Below are 17,443 nucleotides of genomic sequence, written 5' to 3' on the forward strand. Positions count from 1 at the left end.
GCCGCGGCGGATCTGGCCCGCAAGCTTCGTACCCGCCTCGATGATGAGCGCGTACGCGGAGAGGTGGTCGGGCGCGTTCGCGAGCGCCGCATCGAGCGAGCGCTCCCAGTCGGCGAGCGACTCCCCCGGCGTGCCGTAGATAAGGTCGAGGCTCACCTGCAGGCCGACCGCGCGGGCCGCCTCAACGACGACCGGGACCCGCTCGGGGCTGTGCGTGCGGTCGAGGGTCTTGAGTACGTGCGGCACGGCCGACTGCATGCCGAAGCTCACGCGCGTAAATCCCGCCTCGGCGAGGGTCGCGAGGTACGCCTCGTCGACGGAATCTGGGTTCGCCTCGGTCGTGACCTCGGTACCGGGGGCGATCCCCCACTCGTCGCGAATCCTGGCGAGGATCATCGCGAGGTCGCTCGCGGGCAGCAACGTCGGGGTCCCGCCGCCGAAGAAGACGGTCGAGACCTCGCGCTCGGGCAGGCCGCGGCGGCGCATGACCTCCGCGCCGAAGCTCAGCTCGGTTGCGGCCTCAGCCGCGTAGCCGGCCTGGCTCGCTCCGCCGCCGAGCTCGCTCGCCGTATACGTGTTGAAGTCGCAGTAGCCGCAGCGCACCCGGCAGTAGGGCACGTGCACGTAGACGCCGAAGGCGCGATCCTGCGCCCCCTCGAGCACGCTCTCAGGGAGCGCGCCGTCAGCCGGTGCGGGCTCGCCGTCGGGGAGCACGCTCGGCATGTCAGTCGTCCTGCGCTGGCGTGTCGTCGGTCGATGCCTCGGGCGCCGCATCCGTCGAGCCCTCCGAGGGCTCGGCGGTGAGCTGCGCATCGCTCGGCGGCACAACCCCGTTGCGGATCGCCGCGCCAGGTGCCAGCCCCGCGAGGAACGCCTGCGCCAGCTCGATCACCTCGCGAAGCTCCGCGCGCTGCTTGATGCCTGCCATGAGGCCGGTCTTGGTGAGGAAGGTGAAGCCGCGGGCGACCGCCCAGACCGTGCCGTCCTCGCGGTGTTCGACCGTGATGAGCTGCTCGCCGAAGCCCGCGGCCTCTTCGCGGTCGCCCCACGCGAAGCCGAGGCGCTGCGGCTCGTCGACCGTGGAGATCACCATGATCGGGCGGGCAGACTTGCCCTGCGCCGTGAGCGTCGCGGTCGTGCCCGGAAGGATGTAGGCCTCGCCCTCGGGGCTGAACAGCTCCTCGGGTTCGTCTCCGAGCTCCGGTGTGCCGCCGTTGCCGAACTGCACGCCGAGGTACTCGCCCTGCTCGCCGCGCTCGACGTCTGCGACGTCAACGCCGGCGGCGCGGTGCGCGCCCCAGGTCATGAGCAGGTTCGCCGCGGTCAGGAAGCGTTCCTGCCCGCTCCCGAGCTGCAGCGACTCCTCGTAGGGGGTGCTGCCGGCGGGCGGGAAGCGCAGCAGGTCCGCGGCCCCCGACGCACCGATCGCCGCGTAGGCGACGGGCATGCTTGTATAGCTTTTTCTGCGGGGTCCGGTCACTTCTTGGTTACTTCCTTGCCCTCGACGTCACCCGAGAGGGCTGCAATGAACGCTTCCTGGGGAACCTCAACACGGCCCACCATCTTCATGCGCTTCTTGCCCTCCTTCTGCTTTTCGAGGAGCTTGCGCTTACGGCTAATGTCACCGCCGTAGCACTTCGCGAGCACGTCCTTGCGGATCGCGCGGATGTTCTCGCGGGCAATCACGCGGGCGCCGATGGCCGCCTGGATCGGCACCTCGAACTGCTGGCGCGGAATGAGCTTGCGCAGCCGCTCGGTCATCATCGTGCCGTAGGCGTAGGCGTTGTCACGGTGCACGATCGCGCTGAACGCGTCGACGGCCTCGCCCTGGAGCAGGATGTCGACCTTCACGAGGTCGGCCTCCTGCCAGCCGCTCGGCTCGTAGTCGAGGCTCGCGTAGCCCTGGGTACGGCTCTTCAGGTGATCGAAGAAGTCGAAGACGATCTCACCCATGGGGATGTTGTAGCGGAGCTCGACGCGCTCGCCGAGGTACTCCATGCCGAGCAGGCTGCCGCGACGCGACTGGCACAGCTCCATGATCGCGCCGACGTAGTCCTTCGGTGCGAGGATCGCCGCGCGGACCATCGGCTCGGAGACACTCGCGAGCTTGCCGTCGGGGTATTCCGAGGGGTTGGTGACGGTCACCTCGGTGCCGTCCTCTTTGAGGACCTCGTAGATCACGGACGGGGCCGTCGCGATGAGGTCGAGGTCGAACTCGCGGCGCAGGCGCTCGGAGATGATCTCGAGGTGCAGCAGGCCGAGGAAGCCGCAGCGGAAGCCGAAGCCGAGCGCGACCGAGGTCTCTGGCTCGTACTGCAGCGCAGCGTCTGAGAGCTTGAGCTTATCGAGCGCCTCGCGCAGCACGGGGTAGTCGGAGCCGTCGAGCGGGTAGAGACCGGAGAAGACCATCGGCTTCGGGTCGGTGTATCCGGGCAGCGCCTCGGTCGCGCCGCGCAGCTTCGAGGTGACCGTATCGCCGACCTTCGACTGGCGCACGTCCTTCACGCCCGTGATGAGGTAGCCGACCTCGCCGACAGCGAGACCCTTGGTCGGGGTCGGCCCGGGCGAGGAGACGCCGATTTCGAGCGCCTCGTATTCGGCACCCGTCGACATCATCTGCACCTTCTCGCGCGGCGAGAGCTTGCCGTCAACCATGCGGACGTAGGTGACAACCCCGCGGTACGGGTCGTACACCGAGTCGAAAATCATGGCGCGCGCCGGGGCGTCGGTCTGACCGACAGGCGCGGGGATCCGCTGGATCACGACGTCGAGCAGTTCCTCGACGCCGGCGCCGGTCTTGCCCGAGACCTTGAGAATATCCTCGGGGTTGCCGCCGATGAGATCGGTGATCTCGCGCGCGACCCGCTCGGGGTCTGCGGCGGGCAGGTCGATCTTGTTCAGCACGGGAATGATCTCGAGATCGTTCTCCATCGCCAGGTACAGGTTCGCGAGCGTCTGCGCTTCGATGCCCTGCGCCGCGTCAACGAGCAGGATCGCGCCCTCACAGGCCGCGAGCGAACGCGAGACCTCGTACGAGAAGTCGACGTGGCCTGGGGTGTCAATCATGTTGAGGGCGTACTCGCTGCCCTCCGACTGCCAGTGCATACGCACAGCCTGCGACTTGATGGTGATACCGCGCTCGCGCTCGATATCCATGTTGTCGAGGTATTGGGCACGCATGTCGCGATCGGACACCGTCCCGGTGACCTGGAGCATGCGGTCGGCAAGCGTCGACTTGCCGTGGTCAATGTGCGCGATGATGCAGAAGTTGCGGATCATCGAGGGGTCGGTCGACGCCGGCACCGGTGGTTTAAGACTACGAGGAGACATTGCCAGCCATTATCTCACGCGCCAGCAGCTTGCGGGGCCACCCTCTTCTCAGGGCGCGCCGAGGGGGCGCAGCGGTCGCAGCGGTCGCCCGCCACGGGAGTTGGCAGTTATTGTCGCTTGGCCGATCCTGAAGCGACAATAACTGCCAACTCGGTGCCGGAGCGCTGGCCAACTCGGTGCCGGAGCGCTGGCCAACTCGGTGCCGGAGCGCTGGCCAACCGCTGGAGCGCTGGCCAACTCGGCGCTGGATCAGCGCGGGGCGCGGCTGACCGGCACCGGCGGGCCCTGGCCGTAGGATGAGCCCATGGCTGTTCCTCAGTTTCTTCGTCGCTTCATCACGCCGGGACGCCCCGAGCGCGCAGCGCTCTACACCGTCGCGCTCGGCGCGGCCGCGCTCATCGACCCGGCAAAGCTCACTCCCGGAGGGCGCGCGGCCTATCGCCTCACGCTTGCGGGCATCACCGCCGCGGTCGTCGCGGGCGACACCCAGCGCGCTGTAGGCCCACAGGGCCGCTCCGCAGCCGCTACAGCCGCCACCGTCGCCGGCGGTGCCGTGCTCGGGCTTGCCGAGGCGGGCGAGGCGCTCGACGCCAAGCTGCAGCGATCCCTCGTGCGCCGCGGCGTGAGCAAGCCCAGGCTCGTCTTCGCCGCGGTCACGGCCGGGCTCACGCTCGCGACCGAGCTGCCCGCGCTGCTCGCGGCCCGCCGCTGGGTGTCCTACCGATCGGGCAACTCGCAGCATATGGATGTCGTCGACCACGTGCCGTTCGGGGAGTTCCCGGAGGGAGCCCGCACCCTCATCACCGGCATGCTCGATTTCAGTGCCGACCCGAGTGCGGAGGCACTGCGCGCCCAGCTCGCTTCCGCCCACGAGCGGCTTGGGGTCGGTGGATCAGGATCCTTCGATGCCATCGACATCATCGTGTTCGACGCCGAGGCGCTGCCGCGAGCGGTCCCCCACAGGCAGCAGTTCCCGGTTGTCGCAGAGTTCGCAGACCCGAACACCGGTTCCCCGCGCGTCGTGAGGTTGGGCATCGACGGGGGCAGCCTCGCGCAGCTGACGATCGAGGCGGACGATCGCGCAGCAGACTCGGAATGGCTGTGGCCCGAACGCTGGCCTGCGCTCGCGGAGGTCACCTTCTCAGTGGAGGGATCCGAGCCGCTCGACACCCGCGCCGCGAAGCGTGCCCGGGCCGCCACCCGGCACTGAGGCACCGCTCACGAGGCACTGCGAGCCGCCCTCCAGCGGACGCGACACCGCCTGCCAGGCGCTGCCGCACCGCCGCCTCGCATGACACCTGTCACGAGTTCTTCGTGACAGCCTCACCTCGCGGTGACCCCGATCGCCGCGAAATGCTTATGGCATGCACACACTCGCACTGGAGATCACCGGCGTCACCCGCCATTTTGGATCAGGAGACCGCCTCGTACGCGCCGTGAACGGGGTCGACCTCCGCGTTGAACGCGGCGAGGTCGTCGCCCTGCTCGGCCCGAACGGCGCGGGCAAAACTACGCTCCTCGACATGGTGCTCGGGCTCAGTGAGCCCGACGGCGGCTCGCTGCGGGTGCTCGGCCGGTCGCCCCGGAACGCGGTCGCCGACGGCTCACTCTCCGCGGTGCTGCAGACCGGCGGGCTCCTCGCGGACCTCACGGTGACCGAAACCCTCGAGGTCATCGCGAGCTTCCACCGCGCCCTCGGCCGCGTGCCCGAGGTGATTGAGCGGGCGAACCTCACCGAGGTTGCGCGCCGGAAGGTGAGCAAGTGCTCCGGCGGCGAGCAGCAGCGCGTGAAGTTCGCGCTCGCGCTCCTCCCCGACCCCGACGTGCTCGTGCTCGACGAGCCGACCGCCGGCATGGACGTCACCGCGCGTCGAAAGTTCTGGGACGCCATGCGGGCCGACGCCAACGCTGGGCGCACGATCGTCTTCGCCACCCACTACCTCGAGGAGGCCGAGCAGTTCGCCCGGCGGACGGTGGTCCTGAACCACGGCAAGATCGTCGCCGACGGCGACACCGCCACGCTCCGCGCTTCACTGGGCGGGCGCACGCTTAGGGCGACACTCCCCCCGGCAGACTCGACATCTGCGGCACTGCTCGCGGAACTCGCGGCGCTCCAGTCAGACGGCTCGATCGCCTCGCTCGAGCGGGACGCGGACAGGATCCTCATCCACACCCCGAACTCAGATGCGATCGCAGCGCGCCTCCTCCAGGCTGGCGCCACCGAGCTCGAAATCAATGCGCCCACACTCGAAACCGCGTTCGCAGCGCTCACGGAGGCCTAAGCCCATGCTGTTCACCACCACTTTCTTCCGCGTCGAGGTGCTCCGGCAGTTCCGCAACCCGTACACGCTCGCCTTCACGCTCGCGATGCCCGTCGCGATGTACCTCCTCTTTGGGGCCAACGCCGAGTATGCCTCCGCGAGCGCGGGCAACGGCAACGTCGCGTTCTACGTCATGGCGTCGATGGCCGCCTTCGGCACCGCCACCGCGATGACCTCGCTGTGCGCGCTCGCGGCATCCGAGGTCGGGCAGGGCTGGGGCAGACAGATCGCGCTCACGCCGCTGTCGATCACCGGCTACGCCATCGTCAAGCTTGCCGTCGCCCTCGCCTTCGCTGCCTTCTCGACCGCGATCGTCTTCGCCGTTGGCGTGCTCACCGGGGCGCGCGCGGACTCGCTCTGGTCATGGTTCGTCGTCGCGGGCATCATTCTCGCGGGCGGGCTCATCTTTGGGCTGTTCGGCCTCGGAGTGGGACTCGCCTTCAACTCTGATTCCGCGGCGTCGCTCGCCTCGATCTCGATCACGCTGTTCGGCTTCGTCGGCAACCTGTTCATGCCGCTCTCGGGTGCCATGCTCGACGTGGCCCGCTTCACCCCGATGTACGGCTACGGCGCGCTCGTGCGGTGGCCAATCACGGAGGGCGCCCTCGTCACGGGCGGCGGCAGCGAACCTCTCTGGATCGCGCTCGCAAACTTCGCGGTCTGGACGCTGCTCTTTGGGCTCCTCGTACGCTACGGCGTGCTGCGCTCCCGCCGTCGACGCTAGGCTCCCAGCCATGCCATTAGGCTCTCAGTCATGAAGCACGACCAGACCGGAACCCAGGACGCCTGGGCACGCTACGGCTGGCTCATGGGCGCGATCTGGCTCGTGTTCCTCTTCTACCCCATCACCGCGCTGGTCACCTCGAACGCCTCACTACCGCTCCTGGTACTCGGCTGGTGCGGGGTCCTTGGCTTCGCCGCCGCGTACCTCTCCGGGTTCATCATCGGGATGCGCGAGTCGGGCACGGGCACGCAGCGCGTCACCCTGCTCATCTTCTGGGCGGCCCTCGGGTGCGCGCTGCTCACGACTCCCGCGATTGCCTGGGCCGCGCTGAGCTTCCTCCCGTTCCTCATGTCGTACGCCTCGTACATTCTCAGCCGGCCATGGCACTGGGCCCTGAATGTGCTCGGCCCAGTGGTAGTGACGGGATACGTCATTGCCGCTGGCGTTTCCGCCCTCAGCCAGCCGTGGGGCCTGATGTGGATCGTGTACATGATCGCCATCGTGAACTCCATCAACTCGTGGCTCATTCGGCGCTCCGCGCGCGCAGACGAGCTCAGGTTCGAACTCGCCACGAGCGAGGAGCGCGAGTCGGTCGCGCGCGACGTGCACGACCTGCTCGGCCACTCGCTCACCGTGATCAAACTTAAGGCTGAGCTCGCGGCTCGGCTCGTCGACCAAGATCCCGCGCGAGCGCGCGCCGAGCTCGACGAGATCGTGCGACTCTCGAGCGAGGCGATCGCGGGCGTGCGCGGCACCGTCACTGGGCTCCGCGCCGAGAGCCTCGCCGAGCAGCTGCTCGCGAGCGGCGACGCCCTCGCCTCCGCGGGCATCGCGCTCGAGGTCCGCGGATCGGTTGCCTCGCTCTCGCCCGCGCAGTCGATCCCGGCTGCGTGGATCCTGCGAGAGGCCACCACCAACGTACTCCGGCACTCGGCTGCGAGCCGGGTGCGGGTCGAGCTCTCCCCCGGCACCCTCATCATCGACGACAATGGTCGTGGGGTCGCCGAGGCCGAGAGCGCTACGGGCAGCGGCCTGCGCGGCATGGGCGAGCGAGCTGCCGCGGCGGGCGCTGAACTGGTGGTGCAGGCGGCTTCGCCACGCGGAACGAGAGTGAGCCTCACATGGTGACAGCACCGGCCCGCGGGAGCGCTCCGATGATCCGCCTGCTCATCGCTGACGACCAGGCCCTCGTGCGGGGCGCGCTCGGGGCGCTGCTCTCCCTCGAGCCCGACCTAGAGGTCATCGGGTACGCCGGCGACGGTGACGAGGCGGTCGGCGAGGCCGCAAGACTCCGCCCCGATGTCTGCCTGATGGACGTGCAGATGCCAGGCATCGACGGAATCGCCGCCACACGCGGGGTGCTCGCCGCGAGCGACCTGACGCGCGTGCTCATTGTGACGACGTTTGCGAAGCCCGGCTATCTGCGGCAGGCGCTCGAGGCGGGCGCGAGCGGCTTCGTCGTGAAAGACACCCCGGCCGAGGAACTCGCGAAGGCCGTGCGGCTCGTGCACGCGGGGCAGCGCGTCGTCGATCCAGCGCTCGCCGAGGCCTCGCTCTTCGAGGGCGCGAACCCGCTGAGCGAGCGTGAGCGGCAGGTGCTTGCGCGGGCCGCCGATGGCCTCACCGCCCCAGCGATCGCCGCCGAGGTGTTTCTGTCTGCGGGCACGGTACGCAACGTCCTCTCTTCTGCAATCGGCAAGACGGGTGCCCGGAACCGCACCGCCGCCGCGCGCATCGCCCAGGAGAAGGGGTGGCTCTAATGGCAAGTACCGACAACGTGCCCCGCGCCCGCACCGCAACCGTCGTCATTTCGCTCAGCCGGGTCGTACTCGGTGTGTGCGTGCTCGCCGTGCTCGGGTACACCTATGTCATCGGCATCCACACCGACGGCGCGAACCCATTCAACTATTTCGGCTACTTCACCAACCTCACGAGCCTGCTCACCGCGCTGATGTTCATCGCGGTCGGCGCGGGTGGGCTCTCCGGCCTCCGGCCGACGCACAGCCTCAATGCCGCACGCGCTGCGCTCGTGGCGTGCATGATCATCGTCGGCGTAATCTACAACACCCTCATTCCGGGAACGGGCTCGGCACCCGCGTGGGTTTCGGCGATCCTGCACATCGTGTTCCCAGCAGCGGTATTGCTCGACTGGGCGCTTGTCGGGGATCGCTGGCCGCTCCCCTGGCGCAGCCTCTGGATCGCGCTGCCGTACCCACTGACGTGGCTCGCCGTCGTGCTGGCGCGCGGCGTGACCGACGGTTGGGTGCCCTACGGCTTCCTGCTACCGAGCCACGGAATGGCCTGGAAGCTGGCACACGTCGGCGGGCTGCTGGCGGCGTTGCTCGTCGCGGCTGTGATCGTGTGGGCGCTCTCGCGAGTGCGTGGGGTTCCGGGGTTCGTAGCCGCTCACGCCACTCCCAGCGGGCAGAGCGACACGGCGATGCCAGTTTCGGCTGGGCGCAATGCCCAAGATCTGCTAAAGTAAGTTCTTGACTTGCGTGTGGTTCAATCCACACCCCCGTTAGGTGCCCTCTCTCACCGCGCGGATCAACCCGATTGACCTCAACTGAAGGACCAACCCAACGTGGCAAACATTAAGTCGCAGATCAAGCGCATCAAGACCAACGCTAAGGCGACTGAGCGCAACCGCGCGCACAAGAGCGAGCTCCGCACTGTCATCCGCAAGACCCGCGATGCAATCGCTTCGGGCGACAAGGCAGCAGCAGAGTCGTCGCTGAAGGTCGCAACCCGCAAGCTTGACAAGGCCGTTTCGAAGGGCGTGATTCACAAGAATCAGGCTGCGAACCGCAAGTCGAGCCTCGCAGCTCAGGTCGCAAAGGTCTAGGACCCGAGCACCCAGCTCAACAGCTTTCTAGGTCAGGCCCCGCTTCGGCGGGGCCTGACCTATTTGTGCGTGCCCGCGCCCTGCACAGCAAGGACGCGAAGCGCTCGCTACCCAGCTGGCGGCGCCCGGTTGCTCTGGGCGGTTTCCTCCGCGCGAATGGACCGAGGCGAAGCCCGCTCTCGCTACGATGACCACATTCCCAAGGCGAGGGCACCGACAGCGCGAGTCGCTCACAAGGCATGACCTCGGCGAAGTCATGAGCGATTTACCGCAAAAGCATCATGACTTCGCTGAGGTCATGGCCGCTGAGCGTTCCTCATCGGGGAGGTCTACACCTTCAGTTGTGGAGAGCCCGTACAGCGGGTATTTTTGCGCGCTTGGGTCGACCAACGATGTTGCGGCACCCTGTTTGCAAGGTAGCGGTCGGGCTCACACCGGCAACAGCCCCTCCGCGGCACCCCGCGCTATCGCAGCAGCGCAGGAATTTTAGGAGTCAGCGCTGCGACCGCGGAGAACCGGCCGCCGCCGAGCGCTGCGAGCGCGAGCAGGGAGACGGCGAGTAGCACGGGGAGTTCCCAGCCGCCGGCATCCGCATAGAAGCCCGCGCCCGCGTGGGCAGTGAACGCGGCGACGAGGAGTTCGACGGCCGCGAGAATCGCCACGGGGCGCACGAGCACGCCGAGCACGATGAGGACACCACCGACGAGCTCAAGCACGGTAACGGCCGCGGCGGCGACCGCCGGGGCCGGAATACCGAGGGATGTAAAGAACTGCCCCACCTGGTCGACTCCCATCGCCTGATACTTTTGCAGGCCGTGCGCAAAGAGCACTCCCCCGAGCGCAATCCTCAGCAGCAGCCGCCCGAGGTCTTCAAGGGGCAGGCCATCGCGGCCCACGGCGTCGCGGCCCACGGCGTCGCGGCCCACGGCGTCGCGGCCCACGGCGTCGCGGCCCACGGCGTCGCGGCTCACGGCATCGCTGGTCGCGGTGCTGTGAGCGGGGTGGGCCTGGCGGGGTTCCGAATTCGGTGTCATGCTGCTCCTTCGTGTGGGCCCGCACTTCGGGCCCATCCCAGGATTGCGTGGCTCGCGCCGGGTCGACACCCGCCACCCGGCCACAACTTCCGGCCGGGTGGCGAGAGTCGCCCCTCAACCAGCCCGCTCACCGGAAACCCGACCTATGCTTGCCTGATGCAGCCAGAACCACGCAGCCGGGTATCCGTCGCCATCATTGACGACGAGGCGTTGGTGCGCCAGGGAGTCACACTGATCCTCGAAGCCGCTGGCGACATCGACGTGCTCGGCGTGGGCGGCGGCGGGGACGCGGTGCGGATCGCGCGCGAGCAGCGCCCCGATGTTGTGCTGCTCGACGTGCGGATGCCCCCGCCCGACGGAATAGCGGTGTTGCGTGAGCTGCGCGCGCTCCCCGAGCCGCCCTACGTTGTGATGCTCACCACCTTCGACATGGACGACTACGTGCGCACAGCAATCGAGCTTGGCGCCTCGGGGTACCTGCTCAAGGACACCGATCCCGAGCAACTGCCGCACTTCGTGCGCGCCGCCGCGGCCGGCGGGGTCGTGCTGGCCCCCGCGCCGGCAAGTAGGGTGCGTGCCGCAGTGCGCGCTGGCGGCGCCGATCCCGCGGCCGCCGAGATCGCTGCGAGGCTCACCCCGCGGGAACTCGCCGCGCTGCGATTGCTTGCCGACGGCAGGTCGAATGCCGAGATCGCTCAGCGATTACACCTCAGCGTCGGCACCGTCAAAGACCACGTGTCAGCGATCCTCGCGAAGCTGGGAGTGAGCGGGCGTGTCCCCGCGGCACTCGTCGCGGAGCGTGCGGGGCTCCTGGTGCCGGAGGCGACGCGATGAGCCGCCAGCGGGACCAGGCCGGGGCCTGGCTGCTGCTTGCCGCGGTCGCGGAGGCGGCTCTCACACTTGTGGACTCGAGCCCGGTCGGCACGGGGCTCTCGTTCCTCGCGGCCTGCGGGCTCCTGCTGCGCACGCGCGCGCCGTGGCTGTCGGTGTTGCTCGCGCTGCCAGGCCTCGTATTTGGCTGCGCTTCGGTCGCCGCGGTCGTCGGCGTGTACTCCCTCGCCGTTCGCCCCACGCCGCGCTGGCTCTTGGGCGGCGCGATCGGTGCGACGTTTGCCGCGAATGCGGTCGGTGCGCTCGGCAACCCGCAGCAACTGCACCCCGTCGCGCTCACGATGACGGCGGCGATGTTTGCGCTCGCCCCCGCGGCGGTTGGCATCCTTGTCGCGACCCGGCGCAAGCTCGTGCTCAGCCTTGCCGAACTTGAGCAGGCACACGAGGCGCAGCGTCAGAAGGCGGCCACTGAGGCGGTCAGACACGAGCGCGAGCTGCTCGCGCGGGAGATGCATGACGTCGTCTCGCATCAGGTGAGCCTCATGGCTGTGCAGGCCGGCGCGCTCCAGGTGAGCGCTACTGACGCCAACGTGCGTACCGGCGCAAAAACGATTCGTGCGCTCTGCGTCGCAACTCTCGAAGAGTTACGGACGATGCTCACGGTGTTGCGCGCGGGCGATGGCGGGATCCCAGAGATCGCCCCGCAGCCCTCGCTGGCTGACCTCCCGGCGCTGCTTGCCGCGTCCGAGCTCGACGCCTCACTCGAGCTCTCGCTCCCGGAAGACCTGAGCGCGCCAGTGCAGCGGGCCGTGTTTCGGAGTGTCCAAGAGTCACTCACCAACGTCCGCAAGCACGCACCCGGCGCCAGCGTCCGGGTCTCTGGCAGCATCCGCGATGGCTTCGTTGAGGTGCGCGTGCGCAACGACTCTCCCAAGGAACCAGCCCTCGCGCTTCCTGGCTCCGGCCTCGGTCTTGTGGGGCTGGCAGAGCGTGCCCAGGTGCTCGGTGGATCGGCGCAGTCAGCGGCGACGCTCGACGGCGGCTACGAAACCGTGGTGCGGATACCCGCCCCGTGACTCGATCCCAGCGCTAGCTGTTCCGACCGCGCAATGCGACAAACGAGACGAAGCGTTCGATCGCGTATTCGGGGTCTCGGCTGCCGCCCTTGAGGTTCCACTCGGTCTCAGCAGCAAGATCGATCGCGCGGGCGAGGTCTTCCTCACGCCAACCGCGAATGTCTTTGAGCGCCCGATCCACCATCCACGGGGCCATGCCGAACTGCTTGGCGAGCTGGCCGGAAGAGCCGCGCGCGCCGTAGACGCGCGCCATGCCGCGGAGCTTCATCTTGAGCACCGCAAGGATCGGGATCGGCGACGTACCCCCAAGCATCGCCTGCCGCAGCAGCACGAGTGCGTCGGCGCGCTTGCCAGCAATCGCGGCGTCGGCAACCTTGAACCCACTCGCCTCCACTCGCCCCTCGGTGGCGCGGTTCACCTGCTCTTCGGTGATCTCTGCGCCGACGTCTGAAACGAGCTGAGCGCAGGCGCCCGCAAGCTCCGCGACGCTGCCCGAGGAGTACGCGGCGGCGATCATGCGGACCGCGCCAGGGGTGGCCCGGGCCTTCAGCCGGCGAAACTCTGCCTGCGCAAACGCGAGGCGCTCCTGGTCTTTCTTGAGCTCCGGGCACAGCACCTCAACGGCGTGGGGCAGCTTGCGCACGGCATCGAGCAGGGCCTTGCCGCGCTGCCCGCTCGTATGGCGCAGGACGAGCGTGGTGTCTTCGGCGGGCTCTGCAATGTAGCGCTTCGCGTCTTCAATGAACGCGTCAGAGCACTTCTCGACGCCCGTGACACGGATGAGCCGGGGTTCAGCAAACAGCGAGGGGCTCGCGATGGTGAACAGCTCCCCCGCACCGTAGCTCGCTGCATCGACGTCGTGCACTTCGAGTTCGCTGTGTGCGTCGCGGAGCATCTCGCGGATCCGCTGGGATGCCCGATCCGCGAAGAACTCCTCCGGCCCGCTCACCAGCACCACCGGCGCAGGGGTTACCTCGGTCCATTCGACTTTTACGATCTTGGAAGCTGCCACCCGTTTAGACTACCGGCTCCCTCCGACACTGATCCCGGCCTCGGCGAACAAGCAAGATACATTCATCAGATTAATGTAAGGTAAGCCTTACTCAATACGAACTCCGAGGTACTCATGATGTTGCTTGATGTGCGCCCGCACACCCACCCTGCCGGGCCAAGTCCGAGCGCGATCTCCGCAGATGAGTCCCCCGGCCCAGAGACCTACGTCTCGCCGCCCTACCTCTTGCGCACGAAGATTCACGTGCCGAGTAATGCGACGCAGTGGCCCGCGCACTCGCACCCCGAGCATGAGCTGCTGTGGACCGACCGCGGCGTCGTCACGATGTTCGCCGACGGGAGACAGTGGACTGTCGCGCCGGGGGTCGGCCTGTGGGTTCCCGCAGGAGTCGAGCACGAGGGCTCCTCCCGCGAAAGCACCGAGGTGCGGGCGACATACTTCGCCCCAGAGACCTGGAACAAGGCTTGGGATCGCCCGGTAGCGGTGCGGGTGCCACCGGCCGTCCGGGAGCTCCTCATCCACCTGTCACGAGCGCCCATGTCAAAAACGGAACGACTGCGCGCCCAGCAGGTCTGCATGGACATGCTCGAGCTCACTGATGACGTCGGCGTCGATGTGCCGATCCCCCACGATCGCCGCCTTGCGTTTCTCGTTGAAATGATCCTCAGCGACCCGGCCGACGACCGCACCCTCGAGCAGTGGGCCTCCCTACTCAACATGACGTCGCGAACCCTCACGCGAGTATTCAGCACGGAAATCGCGATGAGCTTCGCGCAGTGGCGGCGACTCGTGCGCATGCGCGCGGCGCTCGGCTTCCTCGCTGAGGGGACGAGCGTAAAGGTGGTCGCCCGGCTCGTCGGGTACAGCACGACCAGCGCGTTCGTGTCGGCGTTCAGAAAGACTGTTGGCCACACGCCCGGGGAGTTCGCCGAGCACCTCTAACGCTTCAGCCCGGACACTCGGGAGCGACTCTCAGCTCTGTCCCGAACGCAACACCGCCTGTCCCCTGCGGGCGCGGCGACCCGCGTAGCGTCGTAGTGTCCCCAGATTTCGCGGGCCGACCACCACCATGTCTCGAGAGTTTTCACGACCAATGCCCTCTCCGCCCATCCGAGCACGCGACGCTTCTGCTGCTGCGTCAGCGCCGCTGCCCTCTCCCACACCGCCCTCACCGCGCCGTGCCCTCCATGGCCTCACCCGGGGCAACCTCAGCCGCGGCCTCACGCTCGCCGCCATTCTCGCCGTGCTCGCGGTCGTGATTCTCGCGAGCATCGTGGTCGGGTCACGAGAGATCCCCGCCTCGGTGGTGTGGGATGCGGTGTTCTCCCCAGGGGATGTCGAGGACCACTTCGTCATTCGCGACCTGCGGATCCCTCGCACGGTGGTCGGCGTCGTCGTGGCCACCGCGCTGGGCGTCTCCGGGGCGCTCATCCAGGCACTCACCCGGAACCCGCTCGCCGACCCGGGGATTCTGGGCGTCAACGCCGGTGCATCGTTCGCGGTCGCGGTCGGGGTGGGCGTGTTTGGTGTGTCCACGATCTCGGGCTACGTCTGGTTCGCGTTCGCGGGCGCACTCATCGTGACGCTCGCCGTGTATGCGATTGGATCTGCCGGCCGCGGGGGCGCTGATCCGCTTCGGTTACTCCTCGCCGGGGTCGCGCTCGGCGCCGCACTCGGCGGGCTCACGAGCGCGCTGACGCTGCTCGATCCCGGAGCGTTCGACAAGATGCGCAACTGGGGTGCCGGCACCATCGTCGGCCGCGGACTCGACCTCGTCGGGCCGGTGCTGCCATTCATCGCGCTCGGCCTCGTACTCGCCTTCCTCGTCGCGCGCCCGCTCAACGCGATTGCCCTCGGCGACGACATGGCTGCTGCGCTCGGAGCAAATGTGGTGCGCACTCGCGTGCTCGTCGTCCTCGCCGTGACCCTGCTCGCGGGTGGAGCGACAGCGATCGCGGGCCCGATCGGCTTCGTCGGACTCATGGTGCCGCACGTCGCGCGCTGGATCGTGGGTCCCGACCAGCGGTGGATCCTCGCTTACACGATGGCGCTCGCCCCGATCCTGCTCCTCGTCGCCGACATTACGGGGCGACTCATCATGCGCCCCGCCGAGGTACCCGTGGGGATCGTCACGGCGTTTGTCGGCGCACCCGTTCTCGTGATCCTGATTCGAAGAAGAAAGATGAGTGGCTTGTGAGCACTCGGTCAACCGCCGTTCCACCCGCAACAGGCCAGATCGACTTTGGGCGACGAATGTACCGGCGCAGGGTCTGCGGTATCTGGCTGCGCTTCGATGCGCGCGCGGTCGCGGCCTCAGCGGCCATGGCGGTGTACGTCGTTGCCATCGGGCTTGCCGCGCTCGCGAGCGGCGACTACCCGCTCACCCTCACCGAGGTTTGGCACGCCTTCAGCGCAAGCAGTGATGACTTCACGCGCACCGTGGTGGTCGACTGGCGAATGCCCCGCGCTCTCGCAGCGATCACCTTCGGGGCTGCGCTGGGCGCGAGCGGGGCGGTGTTCCAGTCGCTCACCCGCAACCCGCTCGCGAGCCCCGACATTCTCGGGTTCTCCGCGGGCGCATACACGGGGGCCATCGTCGTGATGATTGTCTTCCACGGAAACTATCTGCAGGTGGCGCTTGGCGCGCTCGTGGGAGGTCTCGCGAGCGCTGCGGTCGTGTACCTCCTCGCGTTCAAGGGCGGAGTGCAGGGCTTTCGGCTGATCATTGCCGGCATCGCGGTCTCTGCAATGCTGAGCTCGCTGAACACGTGGCTCACGCTCACGGCCGACCTCGACACCGCCCTTGTCGCGGCAGTGTGGGGTGCGGGTTCGCTCAACGGGATGACCTGGGAACAGACCGGGGTCGGGAGCCTACTCGTGCTCACACTCCTCGCCGCCACCCTGGCTCTCGCCCGACCACTCAAGCAGCTTGAGCTCGGCGACGACGCCGCGCAGGCACTCGGTGTCCGCGTCGAACGGACCCGTTTGGTGCTCATGCTCCTCTCGGTCGGGCTCATCGCGGTGGTGACAGCCGCAGCCGGGCCCATCTCGTTCATCGCGCTCGCGGCCCCGCAAATCGCCCGCCGCGTCACGCGCTCCGCCGGCGTCTCGGTGCCCGCCGCTGCGCTCATGGGGGCGGTGCTGCTATCTGCCTCCGATTATGTCGCGCTCCACGCGCTGCCGGCGATGCTGCCCGTCGGCACCGTCACCGTCGTCATCGGCGGCGGATACCTGATCTGGCTGCTCGTGCACGAAGCACGCAAGCGGCTGTAGTTCCCCGACCCACCGGAAGAAAGCTGAAACATGACGGAGTACTCGGCCCCGCACCCAGCCACACGCTCACCGCTGTCGGTGAGCGGCGCAAGCATTGGGTACGACCACACTACGATCTCGGAGAACCTCTCGGTCGAGATCCCCGACCGCTCGTTCACCGTGATTGTGGGCCCGAACGCCTGCGGAAAGTCGACGCTGCTGCGCGCACTCTCGAGACTCATCAAGCCATCCGCCGGTCACGTCCTCCTCGATGGGAAACAGATCTCGTCGTACCGGGCGAAAGAGATCGCCCGCAAACTCGGGTTGCTGCCACAATCGTCGATCGCCCCCGAGGGCATCACGGTCGCCGACCTCATCGCTCGCGGCCGGTACCCGCACCAGGGGATCATTCGCCAGTGGACCGACAATGACGAGCAGGCGGTGCTCAGCGCGATGGCCGCAACGGGTGTCACTGAGCTCTCGGCGCGACTCGTCGACGAGCTGTCCGGCGGACAGCGTCAGCGCGTATGGGTCGCAATGGTACTCGCGCAGGAGACGCCGCTGCTCCTCCTCGACGAGCCCACCACGTTCCTCGATATTGCTCACCAAATCGAGCTGCTTGAGCTGTTCACCGATCTCCACCTCGCGGGGAACACACTCGTCGCGGTGCTCCACGACCTCAACCAGGCTGCCCGCTACGGCACCCATCTCATCGCGATGAAGGAGGGAGCGATCGTGGCCGAGGGCACCCCTGAGGAGGTCGTCACCGAGGAGATCGTACGGGAGGTGTTCGGGCTCGAATGCAGGGTGGTGCCCGACCCGGTCGCGGGGAGCCCGACGGTCGTCCCGCTGGGCCGGGATCGCGGGGCGCGGGCGAGCGCGACGGCGCACGGACAGCGTCCGGATCGCGACGCGCTTCGTCTCCCTCTCGCCACGCCCCGCGTTTAGCGTTGACTACGGAGCGTTCACAGCTCCTCTCCGACCGCGGCCGGGCTTCCCGGGCGCTTAAGCATCACCT

General features: G+C 68.1%; 18 protein-coding genes. 13 read left to right on the top strand and 5 right to left on the bottom strand.

Features of this window, described 5'->3' with window-relative positions; all coding sequences use genetic code 11:
- From ACI1US_RS09020 to lepA, 3 genes are all read right to left on the bottom strand, one after another.
- Nucleotides 1-723: coproporphyrinogen-III oxidase family protein (locus ACI1US_RS09020; RefSeq protein WP_461639836.1), on the bottom strand; the 723-nt coding region annotated here is incomplete at its 3' end.
- A 1-nt stretch (nt 724) separates the two neighbouring features.
- On the bottom strand, nt 725-1,480 hold the full coding sequence (locus ACI1US_RS09025) for a DUF1990 family protein (protein ID WP_461639838.1): 756 nt from the start codon (nt 1,478-1,480) through the stop codon (nt 725-727).
- Complete coding sequence (gene lepA, locus ACI1US_RS09030) at nt 1,477-3,330, bottom strand: translation elongation factor 4 (protein WP_416549641.1); 1,854 nt, start codon at nt 3,328-3,330, stop codon at nt 1,477-1,479. Before lepA ends, ACI1US_RS09025 begins: the two co-directional genes overlap by 4 nt.
- A gap of 304 nt (nt 3,331-3,634) precedes the next feature.
- Between lepA and ACI1US_RS09035 the strand changes: the two genes are divergently transcribed.
- The 7 genes from ACI1US_RS09035 (at nt 3,635) to rpsT (ending at nt 9,220) form a co-directional block, all read left to right on the top strand.
- Nucleotides 3,635-4,540 (top strand): hypothetical protein, encoded by a 906-nt coding sequence (locus ACI1US_RS09035; protein WP_461639840.1) that lies wholly within the window; start codon nt 3,635-3,637, stop codon nt 4,538-4,540.
- A 154-nt stretch (nt 4,541-4,694) separates the two neighbouring features.
- On the top strand, nt 4,695-5,612 hold the full coding sequence (locus tag ACI1US_RS09040; RefSeq protein ID WP_461639842.1) for an ABC transporter ATP-binding protein: 918 nt from the start codon (nt 4,695-4,697) through the stop codon (nt 5,610-5,612).
- A 4-nt stretch (nt 5,613-5,616) separates the two neighbouring features.
- Nucleotides 5,617-6,375, top strand: a complete 759-nt coding sequence (locus ACI1US_RS09045; RefSeq protein WP_461639844.1) for an ABC transporter permease — start codon at nt 5,617-5,619, stop codon at nt 6,373-6,375.
- A gap of 30 nt (nt 6,376-6,405) precedes the next feature.
- Complete coding sequence (locus ACI1US_RS09050; protein WP_461639846.1) at nt 6,406-7,503, top strand: sensor histidine kinase; 1,098 nt, start codon at nt 6,406-6,408, stop codon at nt 7,501-7,503.
- Nucleotides 7,497-8,135 (top strand): response regulator transcription factor, encoded by a 639-nt coding sequence (locus tag ACI1US_RS09055; protein WP_461639848.1) that lies wholly within the window; start codon nt 7,497-7,499, stop codon nt 8,133-8,135. The genes ACI1US_RS09050 and ACI1US_RS09055 overlap by 7 nt, the downstream gene beginning before the upstream one ends.
- Complete coding sequence (locus ACI1US_RS09060) at nt 8,135-8,860, top strand: Pr6Pr family membrane protein (protein ID WP_461639850.1); 726 nt, start codon at nt 8,135-8,137, stop codon at nt 8,858-8,860. Before ACI1US_RS09055 ends, ACI1US_RS09060 begins: the two co-directional genes overlap by 1 nt.
- Before the next feature lie 99 nt (nt 8,861-8,959).
- Complete coding sequence (rpsT, locus tag ACI1US_RS09065; RefSeq protein ID WP_416549642.1) at nt 8,960-9,220, top strand: 30S ribosomal protein S20; 261 nt, start codon at nt 8,960-8,962, stop codon at nt 9,218-9,220.
- Between the two features lie 464 nt (nt 9,221-9,684).
- Here the strand turns inward: rpsT and ACI1US_RS09070 are convergent, their stop codons facing one another.
- Nucleotides 9,685-10,254: a DoxX family protein gene (locus tag ACI1US_RS09070; RefSeq protein WP_461639852.1), complete on the bottom strand. Its 570-nt coding sequence runs from the start codon at nt 10,252-10,254 to the stop codon at nt 9,685-9,687.
- Nucleotides 10,255-10,410: 156 nt separating this feature from the next.
- Here ACI1US_RS09070 and ACI1US_RS09075 point away from each other — a divergent pair, with 156 nt between their 5' ends.
- Complete coding sequence (locus tag ACI1US_RS09075) at nt 10,411-11,088, top strand: response regulator (protein ID WP_461639854.1); 678 nt, start codon at nt 10,411-10,413, stop codon at nt 11,086-11,088.
- A complete protein-coding gene (locus ACI1US_RS09080) occupies nt 11,085-12,161 on the top strand; it encodes a sensor histidine kinase (protein ID WP_461639856.1) in 1,077 nt (358 codons plus the stop codon). The genes ACI1US_RS09075 and ACI1US_RS09080 overlap by 4 nt, the downstream gene beginning before the upstream one ends.
- 13 nt (nt 12,162-12,174) lie before the next feature.
- Here the strand turns inward: ACI1US_RS09080 and holA are convergent, their stop codons facing one another.
- Nucleotides 12,175-13,173 carry a DNA polymerase III subunit delta gene (gene holA, locus ACI1US_RS09085; protein ID WP_461639858.1) on the bottom strand — a complete coding sequence of 333 codons (999 nt, stop codon included), beginning with the start codon at nt 13,171-13,173 and terminating at the stop codon, nt 12,175-12,177.
- Nucleotides 13,174-13,287: 114 nt separating this feature from the next.
- Between holA and ACI1US_RS09090 the strand changes: the two genes are divergently transcribed.
- The 4 genes from ACI1US_RS09090 to ACI1US_RS09105 all read left to right on the top strand — a co-directional run bounded on the left by ACI1US_RS09090 (nt 13,288) and on the right by ACI1US_RS09105 (nt 17,373).
- A complete protein-coding gene (locus tag ACI1US_RS09090; protein WP_461639860.1) occupies nt 13,288-14,115 on the top strand; it encodes a helix-turn-helix transcriptional regulator in 828 nt (275 codons plus the stop codon).
- Between the two features lie 151 nt (nt 14,116-14,266).
- Nucleotides 14,267-15,370 carry an iron chelate uptake ABC transporter family permease subunit gene (locus tag ACI1US_RS09095; RefSeq protein ID WP_461639862.1) on the top strand — a complete coding sequence of 368 codons (1,104 nt, stop codon included), beginning with the start codon at nt 14,267-14,269 and terminating at the stop codon, nt 15,368-15,370.
- A complete protein-coding gene (locus ACI1US_RS09100) occupies nt 15,367-16,446 on the top strand; it encodes a FecCD family ABC transporter permease (protein ID WP_461639864.1) in 1,080 nt (359 codons plus the stop codon). Before ACI1US_RS09095 ends, ACI1US_RS09100 begins: the two co-directional genes overlap by 4 nt.
- Before the next feature lie 30 nt (nt 16,447-16,476).
- Nucleotides 16,477-17,373, top strand: coding sequence for an ABC transporter ATP-binding protein (locus ACI1US_RS09105; RefSeq protein ID WP_461639866.1), 897 nt, complete (start codon nt 16,477-16,479; stop codon nt 17,371-17,373).
- Nucleotides 17,374-17,443: the final 70 nt, after the last annotated feature.

The sequence above is a fragment of the Leucobacter sp. BZR 635 genome (assembly GCF_048061935.2).
Taxonomy (GTDB): Bacteria; Actinomycetota; Actinomycetes; order Actinomycetales; family Microbacteriaceae; genus Leucobacter.